The organism is Ruegeria sp. CF2, assembly GCF_056537385.1.
This window is the reverse complement of record NZ_JBQFRL010000003.1, coordinates 335430-349997: the sequence shown is the minus strand read 5'-3', so window position 1 is coordinate 349997 and position 14568 is coordinate 335430. Positions and strand designations below refer to the sequence as shown.

12 protein-coding genes are annotated in these 14568 nt (G+C 62.7%); 8 read left to right on the top strand and 4 right to left on the bottom strand.

Annotation, left to right across the window (positions count from 1 at the left end; all coding sequences use genetic code 11):
- Positions 1-18 precede the first annotated feature (18 nt).
- Complete coding sequence (locus tag ACR0IR_RS15505) at positions 19-1125, top strand: saccharopine dehydrogenase family protein (protein ID WP_170365665.1); 1107 nt, start codon at positions 19-21, stop codon at positions 1123-1125.
- Positions 1126-1142: 17 nt separating this feature from the next.
- Entirely contained in the window at positions 1143-2642 is a 1500-nt protein-coding gene (gene amaB, locus ACR0IR_RS15500; protein WP_437342616.1) for an L-piperidine-6-carboxylate dehydrogenase, read from the top strand.
- A gap of 44 nt (positions 2643-2686) precedes the next feature.
- On the opposite strand, the gene ACR0IR_RS15495 is transcribed toward amaB, so the two are convergent.
- Positions 2687-4264, bottom strand: coding sequence for a DUF5928 domain-containing protein (locus tag ACR0IR_RS15495; RefSeq protein WP_170365662.1), 1578 nt, complete (start codon positions 4262-4264; stop codon positions 2687-2689).
- A 143-nt stretch (positions 4265-4407) separates the two neighbouring features.
- Between ACR0IR_RS15495 and ACR0IR_RS15490 the strand changes: the two genes are divergently transcribed.
- Positions 4408-5226: a sulfotransferase family protein gene (locus ACR0IR_RS15490; RefSeq protein ID WP_170359822.1), complete on the top strand. Its 819-nt coding sequence runs from the start codon at positions 4408-4410 to the stop codon at positions 5224-5226.
- A gap of 199 nt (positions 5227-5425) precedes the next feature.
- Here the strand turns inward: ACR0IR_RS15490 and ilvD are convergent, their stop codons facing one another.
- Positions 5426-7258: a dihydroxy-acid dehydratase gene (ilvD, locus tag ACR0IR_RS15485; protein ID WP_170365661.1), complete on the bottom strand. Its 1833-nt coding sequence runs from the start codon at positions 7256-7258 to the stop codon at positions 5426-5428.
- 105 nt (positions 7259-7363) lie between these two features.
- Between ilvD and ACR0IR_RS15480 the strand changes: the two genes are divergently transcribed.
- From ACR0IR_RS15480 to ACR0IR_RS15465, 4 genes are all read left to right on the top strand, one after another.
- Complete coding sequence (locus ACR0IR_RS15480) at positions 7364-7927, top strand: helix-turn-helix domain-containing protein (protein WP_093963693.1); 564 nt, start codon at positions 7364-7366, stop codon at positions 7925-7927.
- Positions 7928-7949: 22 nt separating this feature from the next.
- Entirely contained in the window at positions 7950-8219 is a 270-nt protein-coding gene (locus tag ACR0IR_RS15475; RefSeq protein ID WP_170365659.1) for a CBU_0592 family membrane protein, read from the top strand.
- Between the two features lie 80 nt (positions 8220-8299).
- Positions 8300-9154: a 3-mercaptopyruvate sulfurtransferase gene (gene sseA, locus ACR0IR_RS15470; RefSeq protein ID WP_170365657.1), complete on the top strand. Its 855-nt coding sequence runs from the start codon at positions 8300-8302 to the stop codon at positions 9152-9154.
- Positions 9154-10338 carry an amino acid aminotransferase gene (locus ACR0IR_RS15465; RefSeq protein WP_170365655.1) on the top strand — a complete coding sequence of 395 codons (1185 nt, stop codon included), beginning with the start codon at positions 9154-9156 and terminating at the stop codon, positions 10336-10338. The genes sseA and ACR0IR_RS15465 overlap by 1 nt, the downstream gene beginning before the upstream one ends.
- Before the next feature lie 68 nt (positions 10339-10406).
- Here the strand turns inward: ACR0IR_RS15465 and ACR0IR_RS15460 are convergent, their stop codons facing one another.
- Together ACR0IR_RS15460 and ACR0IR_RS15455 are read right to left on the bottom strand one after the other, a co-directional pair.
- Positions 10407-11735 (bottom strand): ammonium transporter, encoded by a 1329-nt coding sequence (locus ACR0IR_RS15460; RefSeq protein WP_170365653.1) that lies wholly within the window; start codon positions 11733-11735, stop codon positions 10407-10409.
- A 34-nt stretch (positions 11736-11769) separates the two neighbouring features.
- Positions 11770-12108 carry a P-II family nitrogen regulator gene (locus ACR0IR_RS15455; RefSeq protein ID WP_093963790.1) on the bottom strand — a complete coding sequence of 113 codons (339 nt, stop codon included), beginning with the start codon at positions 12106-12108 and terminating at the stop codon, positions 11770-11772.
- A gap of 255 nt (positions 12109-12363) precedes the next feature.
- Between ACR0IR_RS15455 and ACR0IR_RS15450 the strand changes: the two genes are divergently transcribed.
- On the top strand, positions 12364-14550 hold the full coding sequence (locus tag ACR0IR_RS15450; RefSeq protein ID WP_480779139.1) for a transglycosylase domain-containing protein: 2187 nt from the start codon (positions 12364-12366) through the stop codon (positions 14548-14550).
- Positions 14551-14568: the final 18 nt, after the last annotated feature.

The window sequence follows — 14568 nt, the reverse complement described above, 5'->3', positions numbered from 1 at the left end:
CAGAGGAGGAGGCGCGCAATGAGTTGGAATATCTGCGTCGTCGGGGCCGGAAAGATCGGACAGATGATCGCCGCCCTGTTGAAGAAATCGCACAACTATACCGTAACCGTGGCCGACCATGACCTGACGGCACTGTCGGCGTTGAACAGGCAGGGCATCACCACCCGCCAGATCGACGCGGGCGACCAGGCGGGGCTGGCGCAGGGGCTTGCGGGGTTCGATGCGGTGATCTCGGCCGCACCGTTTTTTCTGACGCCTGCCATCGCCAAGGCGGCCAAGGCGGCTGGTGCGCATTATTTCGACCTGACCGAGGACGTCGCCGCCACCAACGCCGTGCGCGAACTGGCCCGCGACAGCGGCACCGCCTTCATGCCGCAATGCGGGTTGGCACCGGGTTTCGTCGGCATCGCGGGGGCCGCACTGGCGGCCGAATTCGACACGCTGGACAGCCTGCACATGCGGGTGGGCGCGCTGCCGCTCTATCCGACCAATGCGCTGAAATACAATCTGACCTGGTCCACCGACGGGCTGATCAACGAATACTGCAACCCCTGCGACGCCATCGTGAATGGCCAACGGGTCAAGACCGCGCCGCTCGAGGATTACGAGATCATCGGCCATGACGGTGTGGAATACGAATGTTTCAACACGTCGGGCGGCCTGGGCACCTTACCCGAGACCTTGGCCGGCAAGGCGCGGGCGGTGTCCTATCGCTCGATCCGCTATCCTGGCCATCGCGACATCCTCAAACTGCTGTTGACCGATCTGGGCCTAGGCCAGCGCCGCGACCTGTTGAAGGACATCTTTGAAACCGCGCTGCCGCGCACCGATCAGGACGTGGTTCTGGTCTATTGCACGGCCAAGGGCATGATCGACGGGGCGCTGCGCGAGAAATCCCTGATCAACAAGTCCTTTGCCCGCACCATCGACGGCCAGGTCTGGAGCGCGATCCAGATCACCACCGCCGCTGGCGTTCTGGGCGTGGTCGACCTGATGCGCACCGGTGCGCTGCCCACCCGGGGTTTCGTCCGGCAAGAGCAGGTCGGGCTGGATGATTTCCTGAACACCGAATTCGGCCAGCTGTACCGCGCTGGCGAAGTGACCCCCCAGAACAAGGCGGCCTGAACATGAAAGACGTAGTCATGACTGCAGAACACACACTCGAAAAACTAGGCCTGACAGCGGCCGAGCTGACCGGCGGGTCGCTGGAGGTCCGCTCGCCCATCGACGGCCGCGTCCTGGCGCGGGTGCATGAAACACCCGTTGCCGACATGGATGCGGTCTTTGCCCGTGCCACGGCGGCCTTCAAGGCCTGGCGCACCGTGCCCGCCCCGCGTCGGGGCGAGCTAATCCGCCTGCTGGGCGAGGAGCTGCGCGCGGCCAAGGAGGACCTGGGCGCGCTGGTCAGCTGGGAGGCCGGCAAGATCACCTCGGAAGGTCTGGGCGAAGTGCAGGAGATGATCGACATCTGCGACTTTGCCGTGGGCCTTTCGCGGCAGCTCTATGGCCTGACCATCGCCTCGGAACGCCCCGGCCACCGGATGATGGAGACCTGGCACCCGGCCGGTCCGGTCGGCGTGATCTCGGCCTTCAACTTCCCGGTCGCGGTCTGGTCGTGGAACGCGGCGCTGGCGCTGGTCTGCGGCGACCCGGTGATCTGGAAACCGTCCGAGAAAACGCCCCTGACCGCGATGGCCTGTCAGAAGATCTTTGAAAAGGCCGTGGCCCGGTTCGGCGACGCGCCCGAGGGGCTGCTGCAACTGCTGATCGGCGGTGCCGATCTGGGCAAGGCGCTTGTGGCCAGCGAGGCGGTGCCGATCATTTCGGCCACCGGTTCGACCCGGATGGGCCGCGCGGTCGCGCCGATCGTGGCGCAGCGGTTCGGCAAATGCATCCTGGAACTAGGCGGCAACAACGCCATGATCGTGGGCCCCTCGGCCGATCTGGAAATGGCGGTGCGGGCCATCGTGTTCTCGGCCGTGGGCACCGCGGGTCAGCGCTGCACCTCGCTGCGGCGGCTGATCGTGCACAACTCGATCCGTGCCGATCTGGTTGCGCGGCTGAAAAAGGCTTATGCCGGCCTGCCCATCGGTGACCCGCTGGCCGAAGGCACGCTGGTCGGGCCGCTGGTGGATGAGGCCTCGGGTCAGGCGATGGAGGCCGCACTGAAGGCGGCAGAGGCCGAGGGCGGCACCGTCTTTGGCGGCAAGCGCGTGACCGACGGCGTGCCCGAGGGCGGTGTCTACATGCAGCCCGCGATCGTCGAAATGCCGGGCCAGACCGAGATCGTGAAGACCGAAACCTTCGCGCCGATCCTCTATGTCATGGGCTATGACGGTTTCGACGAGGCGCTCGAGATGCAGAACGACGTGCCGCAGGGCCTGTCGTCTTGCGTGTTCACGCTGAACATGCGCGAGGCGGAACAGTTCCTGTCGCCCGCCGGGTCCGATTGCGGCATCGCCAACGTGAATATCGGCCCCTCGGGCGCCGAGATCGGTGGCGCGTTCGGCGGTGAGAAGGAAACCGGTGGCGGACGCGAAAGCGGTTCGGATGCCTGGAAGGGCTATATGCGGCGCCAGACGAACACCGTGAACTATTCGGCCGAATTGCCATTGGCGCAGGGCGTGAAGTTCGACATCTGAAAACCCGGCCCGGCGGCATAGTGCGGCCGGGCCAACACTTTCGTTCAGTCCGTGAACAGGTAGTCAAGCTGCATGATTGACTGGGCGGTTTCCTCCGAAACCCCAAGGAATCCTGCGATCGCGGCCACGTTCTCGGCCGGGTCAGCGGTTTCGCGCAATCGGAAGAACCTCTCGATCCCAGCACCGCGCAGCTGTTCGGATTCATAGGCCAGATCGCCGCGTATCGTCGGTAACAGGCGTTCGACGGTTGCGGCTGGGCTGTTTTCTCCGGCCAACCCGACCCTGTGGGCGTGGCCAACAAGATACGCGTCTGAATAAGTGCACTCGATTTCAAGCACATGGGTGCGCGCCTTGTCCGAGCAGAAATCCTGTACGATATCCAGACTGGCCGGATCCAGGCAGATCAGCAACCGGTCGGTGCCGAAGTGATCATACAGCATCCGGGTGACCGCCCTGCGATGCCGGGATCGTTTGACCAGCGTGGTCTCCAAGCCCCCCAGATCGGGCAGCGGGGCGGCCTCCTCGTTGAACAGGTACTCGGTGCAGGGCAGGTTGGTCTCAGAGGCGATCTGGTCGATCAGCCGCTTGGCTACATGCCACTTCTTGCAGACGATCATGTACAGATCGCGATCGGCGCCCAGCGTGTTGGCGGTTTCCCAGAAGCGGGGTGCATACCGGCGTCCCACGCGGCCACGGCCGGTCAGAAATCCGTGCAGATTCCGTCCCTCGTTCGATATCTGGAACGCGACTCCTTCGCTGGCATAGAGCGCACCCAATTTCTGCTTCAGCAACTGCGCCTCGGGGCTGATCTTGCGGGCGAACAGGTAATCTTGCGTCAGCAGCAGGTCGTAGTGATCGTTGTAAAAAGTCACCGGCATCCCGTAGTCCGAGAACATCAGGAAAGTCAGCGTGCGGTTTTCGATCTCGGTTTTGGGGATCAGGTGGCGCACGAGGGTCTGAAAGAACGTCTCGTCCGGAATCCAGGTGGTCGAGAAAAAACGGACCACGTCCCGGCGCTGGCGCAGGAAATCCAGGATCATCTCGATTGTCCGGCGGCGAAGGCACCACCACTGGCTGCCGATCATGATCTGGAGATCCTCAGGGATCTCGCGGGTCAGGCCGAGACGTTTCTGGGCCTCGTAGGCGGCATAGAACAGTTTGCTCTGCGTGCGTTCGTTGAAATAGTGGCGATAGATCAGCCGGTCTTCCTTCATGCCGGTCTTGATCCAGTCGCTTTCGAAAAAGTCGTGGCTTTCGATGAAATCCTTGTCGGTTTCATCCAGAAACCGATGCGCATATTCTGCGGTCTTTATCGCCATGCAGTCGCCCGACAGCATGTAGAAATGGGTCGCTCGCGGGAAGGCCTCGACCGCAGCTTGCACCGCGTTCAGTGTTGCCTGCACCAGCGACCATTCCCCCCAGCCACATTTGATCCGCCTGGCCGCGAAGGTCACATTGGGATTGCTTTTCAGGGCCGTCTGGATCCGGTCAAAGTCCTGTGCGGATGCGCTGGCATCGAAATGGATGGCCATGCAGTCCCCTGCGGCCGTCAGCCGTTCGGCCTGTGCGATAATCGCGTCAGGGTCTTTGTGACACAGCAGAATGTAGGCGATCTTGGCCATTGGCGTTGCATGAAGTCCGTTACTGCCCGGTTCCAACCGTGATACTGAGGATGAGCGATTGAATAAACAGAATATTTTTGCTTCTCTGGCGTCAAAAGCTGGCGCATCACCTTGAGACTCGGCCGGCTAAGGAGGCATGGCAGATGGGATTTCCCGGTACATGGATGACCGAAAGCGAAAGCATGGTCTATCGCGTCGTGCCCAAATGCGCCTGCTCGACCATCGGGCAGATCATGTATTACTCCGATCACGGTCGGTTCTTTGACGGCGATATCCACGACGCCAAAGACGGGATGCACAAATGGGCGTTTGACCACAGCCAGGATGTGATCTCGGCCAATGTGCGCGGGCACAAGTCGTTCGCCTTCACCTGTGTGCGCAACCCCTACACGCGGATCCTCAGTTCGTTCTTCGACAAGATCTGCGGCATTCAGCGCAACGGGAAACGGTACCGGGGCAATCTGGTGCCGACGCTGATCTACAATTACGGGATCGAGGTCGGGGGCGAGGACGGCAAGGGCGAATTCGACCAGATTGCCAGTTTCCGCCGGTTTCTTCTGTTTGCCCGCGACACGATCCGTTGGCGGCGGCCAATGGACCCGGACATTCACTGGTCGGCCATGTCGGGGCATGTGTCGACCTTCATCGTGAATGGCGGACGCTATGACCGGGTTTTCTGGACCGAGAAATTCAACGACGGGATGCAAGGCGTGCTGGACGCGCTGGAAACCCCGCATCCCGTGACCCTGTCCGAAATTCCGCGCTTCAACGAATCCGAGGGCCACGGCCCCAAACGTGCGCACCCGGTCGAGGACTATTTCGACGACCTGTCGATGCATCTGGTCTACGAAATCTACAAACAGGATTTCGAACTGTTCAAATACGATTTCGAGAACCCGGCCAACAAGATGCCGACAGGTGAAATCGACCTGGATGAGATTCATGCCAAGTTGGGTGACTGACCCAGCTTTCCGGAGTGCTCCCGCCCATCGTCGATGTCTCTGGCGAGACATCTCCTCTGGTTGGGCCGGGCGCCGCGCACAGCGCGGCGCCCGGCCCAAGACTGACGGAGGCAGCGGCGCAGCCGATGGGTCCTGTCAGGCGCGGGAGCATTTCGGTTTCAGGTAACGAACCGGCCCGCATGACGCAGGCCGGTAGTGTTCAAACCTGACGCACCGCGCCTTTTGCAGCGCTGGTCGCCAGCTTGGCATAGGCCTTCAGTGCCGTGGACACCTTGCGCTTGCGCGGTGCGGCGGGAACCCAGCCCTTTTCGTCCTGGACTTCCCTGCGGGCTGCCAGCTCTTCGTCGGACACGGCCAGGTGGATCGAGCGGTTTGGGATGTCGATTTCGATCCTGTCCCCGTTCTGCACCAGACCGATCTCACCGCCTTCGGCCGCCTCGGGCGAGACGTGCCCGATCGACAGACCCGAAGTGCCGCCCGAGAAGCGACCGTCGGTCAGCAGTGCGCAGGCTTTGCCCAGACCTTTGGATTTCAGGTACGAGGTCGGGTACAGCATCTCTTGCATACCAGGCCCGCCGCGTGGGCCTTCATACCGGATCACGACCACGTCGCCTTCCTTGACCTTGCCAGTCAGGATGTCGTTCACCGCCTGGTCCTGACTTTCGCAGACATAGGCGGTGCCGGTGAATTTCAGGATGTTCTCATCCACACCTGCGGTCTTCACGATGCAGCCGTCGCGCGCGATGTTGCCGAACAGAACGGCCAGACCGCCATCCTGACTGAACGCATGGTCCTTGGATCGGATCACGCCGTTTGCCCGGTCGGTGTCCAGTTCCTTGTAGCGGTTCGACTGGCTGAACGCCTGGGTCGTGCGCACGCCACCGGGGGCGGCCTTGAACAGATCTTGCGCTTTGGGGTTGTTGGTCACCGTGATGTCCCAGTTGGCGATGGCCTCTGCCATGCTGGCCGAATGCACCGTGCAGCAGTCGTCATGCAGCAGACCGGCGCGGCTCAGCTCGCCCAGGATCGAGAAGATGCCACCCGCGCGATGCACATCCTCCATGTGGACGTTTTCGGTGTTGGGCGCGACCTTGCACAGGCAGGGCACCTTGCGGCTCAGCCGGTCCATGTCGGACATGGTGAAATCCACCCCGCCCTCATGCGCGATGGCCAGCAGGTGCAGCACCGTGTTGGTCGAGCCGCCCATGGCGATGTCCAGGCTCATGGCGTTTTCGAAGGCCTCGAAGGTCGCGATCTCGCGCGGGAGGAAGCCTTTTTCGTTCAGCTCATAGTGACGCTTGGTGATCTCGACGATGCGGCGGCCGGCCTCCAGGAACAGCTCCTTGCGGTCGGCATGGGTGGCCAGGGTCGAGCCATTACCCGGCAGCGCCAGACCCAGCGCCTCGGCCAGGCAGTTCATCGAGTTCGCGGTGAACATGCCCGAGCACGATCCGCAGGTGGGGCAGGCGTTTTCTTCGATATGTTTGACCTGCTCGTCGGTGTACTTGTCATCGGCGGCGGCGACCATGGCGTCGACCAGGTCGATCTTCTTCACATCCAGATCGGCGATGTCGATCTTGCCGGCCTCCATCGGCCCGCCCGAGACGAAGATGGCCGGGATGTTCAGCCGCATCGCTGCCATCAGCATGCCCGGGGTGATCTTGTCGCAGTTCGAGATGCAGACCATCGCATCGGCGCAGTGTGCGTTGACCATGTATTCGACGCTGTCGGCGATGATCTCGCGTGAGGGGAGCGAATACAGCATCCCGTCATGGCCCATGGCGATGCCGTCATCGACGGCGATGGTGTTGAACTCTTTGGCCACGCCACCGGCGGCCTCGACCTCGCGGGCGACCATCTGACCCAGATCCTTGAGGTGGACGTGTCCCGGCACGAATTGCGTGAACGAGTTGACGATGGCGATGATCGGTTTGCCGAAATCGTCGTCGCCCATCCCGGTGGCGCGCCACAGACCGCGGGCACCGGCCATGTTGCGGCCATGGGTCGAAGTTCTGGATCGGTACATTGGCATGATGCTGTTTTCCTTTTGCCCGGTTGCAAAACCAGTGTTGCGTGCGTTATAGCGCACGTAGCACATGTGCGTTATAACGCACAAGGTAAATCGCGGGACTTGGCCATGGAATCGGACGACATCACCCTGAAACTCAGAGACGTCCGTGCGGCATCGGGGCTGAGCCTGGCCAAAGCGGCCGAGTTGACCGGAGTCAGCAAGGCCATGCTGGGCCAGATCGAGCGCGGCGAATCAAGCCCCACCATCGCGACGCTGTGGAAGATCGCAAAGGGGTTCCAGATGCCGCTGAGCGCGCTGATCGGCACCAGCGCCCTGCGCGATCCGGCGGATGCGGCCCGGTTCCGCACCGTGACCTTTCCGGGCAGTCTGAAGGTCAAGATCGTCTTTCCTTTCGACCCGGTTCTGGGGGCCGAGACCTTTCACGTCGAACTGGACCGCAACCAATGCCACGAATCCCCCGCCCATGCCGCCGGCGTGACCGAGGAAGTCTTTGTGCTGAGCGGCGCGCTCGAGGTGCTGCGGAACGGCGAATGGGTGCCGTTGAGCGCGGGCCAGGGGTTGCGCTTTCCGGCCGATCTGCCGCATGGCTATCGCGCCGGGCCCGAGGGCGCGGCGTTTCTGAACATGCATCACTACGGGCACCGGCCCGCGACCGCTGCGGCCGGTTGATACGGCAGAAGGAGATGACCCGATGACGGATTTCCTGAACGGCCTGACGCTGGCCGATGGTATCGGGTCCTTCGGGGCGCTGATCGTGGTTGCGGCCTACTTCGCCACCCAGATGCGGATGATGAATTCCGACGATCTGGCCTTTCCGGTGGTCAACCTGGTGGGGTCGGTTCTGATCGTCTATTCGCTGCTGCAGAATTTCAACCTGGCCTCGATGCTGATCGAAAGTTTCTGGATCGCGATCAGCGTGATCGGCATCATCCAGCATTTCCGCCTGCGACGGGCGCGATAGGGCCGCAGGGACCCGATCCAGCCTTGAACCCGCACCCTTGCGCGTATAGGGAAATCCCTGCGCGTAAAGGGGAGGCTTTGATGCTGGACGATCCAAAAACCCTGGTTTCCACCGAGTGGCTTGCCGCCCACCTCAAGGACCCGGATCTGCGGATCCTCGACGCCTCGTGGTACCTGCCGCAGCAGGGGCGCGACGCCCGCGCCGAATACGAGGCCGGACATATTCCCGGCGCGCGGTTCTTCGACATCGACGAGATCTCGGATCACCGCTCGGACCTGCCGCACATGGCGCCTCCGGTCGAGAAATTCATGTCGCGCCTGCGGGCCATGGGCGTGGGCGACGGCCACCAGGTCGTGGTCTATGACGGCGCGGGCCTGTTTTCGGCCGCACGGGTCTGGTGGCTGTTCCGCCTGATGGGGCAGGAGAACATCGCCGTTCTGGACGGCGGCCTGCCCAAATGGGTCGCCGAGGGGCGCGAAATCGAGGATCTGCCCCCCGTCATCCGCGATCGCCACATGACCGTGCGCGTGCAGAACCACCTGGTCCGCGACGTGACGCAGGTCTCAGCCGCCGCTAAGCTGGCCGATCACGAAATCATCGACGCCCGCGCCGCGGACCGTTTTGCCGGATCGCAGCCCGAACCGCGCGAAGGTTTGAGGGCAGGGCACATCCCCGGCTCGCGCAACGTGCCCTTCGGACAATTGTTAAATGCCGACGGCACCATGAAATCGCCCGAGGACTGCCGTGCGGTGTTCGAAGCCGCAGGCGTCGATCTGTCGAAACCCGCCATCACCACCTGCGGGTCAGGCGTGACCGCCGCGATCCTCAGCCTTGCGCTCGAGCGCATGGGCAAGAAAGACCATTCGCTTTATGACGGCAGCTGGGCCGAATGGGGCGCCTTCCCGACCCTGCCCGTCGCAACCGGAGACTCCTGATGTTTGAAAACCTCAAGCCGCAGCCAGCCGACAAGATCCTGGCCCTGATGCAGATGTATCGCGAGGACCCGCGCGAACAGAAGATTGATCTGGGTGTCGGCGTCTACAAAGACGCCAATGGGGTGACCCCGGTGATGCGGGCGGTCAAGGCCGCCGAGCAGCGGATCTGGGAAGAGCAGGACTCAAAGGCCTATACCGGGCTGGCCGGTGATCCGGTCTATGCCGATGCGATGATCAGCCTGATCCTCGGCACCAGCGTGCCGCGCGCCAACATCGCCGCCGCGGCCACCCCGGGCGGCACCGGTGCCTGTCGGCAAGCGTTCGAGCTGATCCGCATGGCCAACCCCTCGGCCCGGGTGTTCGTGTCGAACCCGACCTGGCCGAACCACATCTCGATCCTGAACTACCTGGGCATCGAAACCGTCGCCTACTGCTATTTCGACGAGGAAACCCGTGGCGTCGATTTCGACGGCATGATCGAGGACCTCAAGACCGCCAAGGCGGGCGACGTGGTGCTGCTGCATGGCTGCTGCCACAACCCGACCGGCGCCAACCTGAACATGGTCCAGTGGCAAGAGGTGGTGAACCTGATCAACGACCGTGGCTTGGTTGCGATGATCGACATCGCCTATCAGGGTTTTGGCGACGGTCTGAACGAGGATGCGCAGGCGACCCGGCTTGTCGCTGCGTCTGTCAAGGAATGCCTGATCGCGGCGTCCTGTTCGAAGAATTTCGGTGTCTACCGTGAGCGGACCGGCCTGCTGATGGCCGTCAGCGCCGATGCGGGCCAGACCGCGCTGAACCAGGGCACGCTGGCGTTTCTGAACCGCCAGAACTATTCGTTCCCGCCGGATCACGGCGCGCGCGTAGTGACCACGATTTTGATGGATGAGGGCCTGCGCGCCGATTGGATGGCCGAACTGGAGGAGGTTCGCCTGTCGATGCTGGGCCTGCGCCGCCAGTTGGCGGACGAGCTACAGCGGCTGAGCGGATCGGACCGGTTCGGCTTCCTGGCCCAGCATCGCGGCATGTTCTCGCGCCTGGGCGCCGCGCCCGAGCTGGTCGAGAAGCTGCGGGTCGAGCACGGCATCTACATGGTCGGCGACAGCCGCATGAACATTGCCGGGTTGAACGAGGCCACCGTGCCGATCCTGGCCAAGGCCATCATCGACGTCGGCGTCTGAGCTCAGGCATTTCAAAAAAAGAAACCCGGGCACGAATGCCCGGGTTTTTTGTTTGGATTGAAGAGAGCTCAGCCCTTCGAGAACTCGGGATAGGCTTCCATGCCCAGTTCGCCCATGTCGAGGCCGTTGATCTCTTCTTCCTCGCCAACCCGCAGGCCGACGGTGGCTTTGAGGATCGAGAACAGGATGTAGCTGACCACGAAGACGAAGATCCCGATGGCTGCAAAGCCGATGATCTGGGTCACGAAGGACGCGTCGCCGTTGGTCCAGGCCACGATGAAGGTGCCCCAGAAGCCCGCGATCAGGTGAACCGGGATGGCGCCGACCACGTCGTCGATCTTCATCTTGTCCAGCAGCGGCACGGTGTAGACCACGATCACGCCACCGATGCCCCCGATGATCAGCGCCTGGAACAGCGACGGTGCCAGCGGTTCGGCGGTGATCGAGACCAGTCCGGCCAGCGCACCGTTCAGCACCATGGTCAGGTCGACCTTGCCGTACATCACCTGGGTGAGGATCAGGGCAGCGACGGCGCCGGCGGCTGCGGCCATGTTGGTGTTGGCGAAGATGCGGCTGATGTCAGCCATGTCGCCGATCGTGCCCATGGCCAGCTGCGAGCCGCCATTGAAGCCGAACCAACCCAGCCACAGGATGAACGTACCCAGGGTGGCAAGCGCCAGGTTCGAGCCGGGGATCGGAACGACCTTGCCGTCCTTGCTGTATTTGCCGATCCGGGGGCCCAGCACGATGGCTCCGGCCAGCGCGGCAAAGCCACCTGCGGCATGCACAAGGGTCGAGCCCGCGAAATCGCTGAAGCCCATTTCGGACAGCCAGCCGCCGCCCCACTGCCACGAGGCTTCGATGGGGTAGATGACACCGGTCAGGACGATCACGAAGATGAAGAAGGGCCACAGCTTGACCCGCTCGGCCATGGTGCCCGACACGATCGAGGCGGTGGTGGCGCAGAACATCAGCTGGAAGAAGAAGTCCGAACCGACCGACGCATAGGACAGATCGGTTTCGACGCCATCAAGGCCGACCGGTTCCAGCGAGGTGGGTGAGAAGGCGCCCAGAATGTTGGTGATGGTCCAGCCGTCGCCCGGATACATCAAGTTGAAGCCGACCAGCCAGTACATGATCGCGGCAAAGGAAAACAAGCCGATGTTCTTAACCAGCTGCATCGCCACGTTCTTGGAGCGCACCAGACCGGCCTCGAGCATTGCAAAGCCCGCGGCCATCCAGAATACCAGGAAGCCGCCCATCAGGAACAGCAGCGAAGTCAGGATGTATTGCGTATGCTGCGCGGTTTCGCCGGTTGCGGCGGCCTCCTGCGCCAGGCCCATCTGCGGCAGCGCGACGATTGCGGCGGCAGGGATGAGTGATTTCATCAGGTTCATGTTCAGTCCTCGAATGATTGTCGGTCGCGGCGCCTTACAGCGCCTCTTCGTTGAGTTCCCCGGTCCGCACGCGAAGGGCCTGCTCGACATCGAGGACAAAAATCTTGCCGTCGCCGATCTTGCCGGTCTTGGCGGTTTTGGTGATGGTCTCGACGATCTGGTCGGTCATCGCGGCGGGCACCACGATTTCCAGCTTGATCTTGGGCACGAAGTTCACCGCGTATTCGGCGCCCCGATAGATTTCGGTGTGACCGGATTGCGAGCCGAAGCCCTTGATTTCGGTCACCATCATGCCGCGCACGCCCGCCTCGGTCAGTGCCTCGCGCACCTCCTCGAGCTTGAACGGCTTGATTGTCGCAATGATCAGTTTCACGTCTTTCCCCTCTTCTGTTCCGGTGGGTCCGGCTTTGCACCTGCAGAAAAAGAGCCCGACATGGCCGCTCAAGGAACGATTTCGGCAAAAAGACGCTGGGGAAGAGGGGCAAAATTGCACATTTTTTGCACAAAAACGGCAAAGTGATTAAAAAATACGCAAGTGTGAGAGGGGAATTCGCGCTATTTCACACCTCTACATGGGCGCGACAGCGCGGTATGGTGCCACAAAAGCAAAAACGGGCAGAGTTTGAGCATGACTGAGTCCAAGCGTCGAAAACCGCTGGTGGCGGACAAACGGTATCCGTCCGGAGGCCGCAAGACCTCGTCCGCCAAGCGGACGGCGAAACCGGCGGGCAAGAAGGCGACGGCGCGCAAGACCACGACCCGAAAGACCAGTCGCAAGCCCCGGGGCAAACGTTCGGGAGGCGGGCAGGGCGGCTTCTTTCGCCGGCTGTTCCGCTGGATAGGGCGCCTGATCTGGGGGCTGACCTGGCGGGTGGGTGCGATAGCCGCTCTGCTGCTGGCGCTTGCCGTTGGGGTTGTCTACTCCACGTTGCCCGAGGTCGATGCCCTGCTGGATGGGCGCGCGCGTGGATCGGTCACGCTGCTGGACCGGGACGGCAAGGTCTTTGCATGGCGCGGGGATCAGTTCGGCGGCGTTATCACCACCGACACCGTGTCGCCGCATCTGAAGAATGCGGTTGTCGCGACCGAGGACAAGCGGTTTTACCGTCACTTCGGCGTAAGCCCGCGCGGCATTGCCAGTGCGGTGAAGATCAACCTGTCCGAGGGGCGTGGCCCACTGTCGGGGCATGGCGGTTCGACCATCACCCAGCAGACGGCCAAGCTGCTGTGTCTGGGCGTCCCGTACGATCCGACCGAGTGGGAATCGGAAGCGGCGTACGAGGCCGACTGCCGCCAGGGGTCGCTGTGGCGCAAGGCCAAGGAAGCGATCTACGCGATGGCGATGGAGGTCAAATACTCCAAGGATGAGATCCTGACCATCTATCTGAACCGGGCATTTCTGGGGGCCGGGGCCCGCGGGTTCGAGGCGGCCAGCCAGCGCTATTTCGGTAAGTCCGCCGCCGAGGTGGACCCGGCCGAGGCAGCGATGCTGGCGGGGCTGCTGGTGGCGCCCACGCGCTATGCGCCCACCAACAACCTGCAACGCTCGCAGGACCGGGCCAAGGTGGTCATCAGCCTGATGGAGGATCAGGGTTACCTGACCACGTCACAGGCAAACGCGGCGCGCAATAACCCGGCCGAGCTGTCCGAGGCCGCCGCCGCGCGCGCTGGCGGGTATTTTGCCGATTGGGTCATGGCCAGCGGCCCCGAGTTCTTTACCCGCAACACCACCGAGGACGTGGTGATCAAGACCACGCTGGATCAGCGAATCCAGCAGGCGGCCGAAGCGGCGCTGAAACAGGTGTTCGACGAAAAGGTCAGTGAAGGCTCAAAAGCGCAGGCCGCGATCGTAGTGATGTCGGCCGATGGTGCGGTCCGGGCCATGGTGGGTGGACGCAAGACCAAGGTGTCGGGTGCGTTCAACCGCGCGACGCAGGCGTTGCGCCAGACCGGGTCTTCGTTCAAGCCCTTCGTCTATGCCACCGCGCTGGAACTGGGTTATTCGCCGCTGGCCACGGTGGTGGACGAGCCCTATTGCATCGACATCCCGGGGTCCGGCCAGTGGTGCCCAAAGAATTACACTAACAAGTTCTACGGTCGCGTGACGCTGGCGGATGCGCTCAAGAACTCGCTGAACATCCCGGCCGTCAAGGTGGCCGAGGTTGCTGGGCTGGACAATGTGCGCACCGTTGCCAGCGGGTTCGGCATCGAAAGCGATCTGGCGGCTGGTCCTGCGCTGGCGCTGGGCGCGTCGGAAAGCACGCTGATCGAAATGACCGGTGCCTACGCCGGTATCCTGAATGGCGGCTCGTCCGTGGAACCGTACGGCCTGACCGAGTTGAAACTGCTGGGTGATGATGCCCCGATGATGGTGACGACGACCGGGATCGGCGAGCGGGTGATCCGAGACGAAGCTGCCAAGCAACTGACCTGGATGATGGAGCGCGTGGTATCCGAGGGAACTGGACAACGCGCCAAGTTGCCGGGATGGCAGGTTGCAGGCAAAACAGGCACAACCCAGGCCGCCCGGGATGCGTGGTTCATCGGCTTTACCGCGGACTATGTGGCCGGTGTCTGGATGGGTTATGACGACAACACGCCGTTGTCGGGCGTTACCGGCGGTGGGCTGCCAGCCGAGATTTGGAAGGAAACCATGGTGCGGGTCACCGAAGGTATGACCCCGACCCCGCTGCCGATGCTGGCTCCGGCCGCTCCGGTCCAGACGACTCAGCAATCCCAGCCACGCCGCAGGCAGCAGGGTGGCTTTGCCAAGGCCGTCGACAGTCTGTTGAAGGATCTTTTTGGCGGCAATTAGACCGCAGATGATCGGGCG

Bases quoted from the DNA above. Each gene is read 5' to 3' on its own strand.
- ACR0IR_RS15505 (WP_170365665.1), top strand. From the start codon at position 19: ATGAGTTGGAATATCTGCGTCGTCGGGGCCGGAAAGATCGGACAGATG.
- amaB (WP_437342616.1), top strand. From the start codon at position 1,143: ATGACTGCAGAACACACACTCGAAAAACTAGGCCTGACAGCGGCCGAG.
- ACR0IR_RS15495 (WP_170365662.1), bottom strand. From the start codon at position 4,264: ATGGCCAAGATCGCCTACATTCTGCTGTGTCACAAAGACCCTGACGCG.
- ACR0IR_RS15490 (WP_170359822.1), top strand. From the start codon at position 4,408: ATGGGATTTCCCGGTACATGGATGACCGAAAGCGAAAGCATGGTCTAT.
- ilvD (WP_170365661.1), bottom strand. From the start codon at position 7,258: ATGCCAATGTACCGATCCAGAACTTCGACCCATGGCCGCAACATGGCC.
- ACR0IR_RS15480 (WP_093963693.1), top strand. From the start codon at position 7,364: ATGGAATCGGACGACATCACCCTGAAACTCAGAGACGTCCGTGCGGCA.
- ACR0IR_RS15475 (WP_170365659.1), top strand. From the start codon at position 7,950: ATGACGGATTTCCTGAACGGCCTGACGCTGGCCGATGGTATCGGGTCC.
- sseA (WP_170365657.1), top strand. From the start codon at position 8,300: ATGCTGGACGATCCAAAAACCCTGGTTTCCACCGAGTGGCTTGCCGCC.
- ACR0IR_RS15465 (WP_170365655.1), top strand. From the start codon at position 9,154: ATGTTTGAAAACCTCAAGCCGCAGCCAGCCGACAAGATCCTGGCCCTG.
- ACR0IR_RS15460 (WP_170365653.1), bottom strand. From the start codon at position 11,735: ATGAACCTGATGAAATCACTCATCCCTGCCGCCGCAATCGTCGCGCTG.
- ACR0IR_RS15450 (WP_480779139.1), top strand. From the start codon at position 12,364: ATGACTGAGTCCAAGCGTCGAAAACCGCTGGTGGCGGACAAACGGTAT.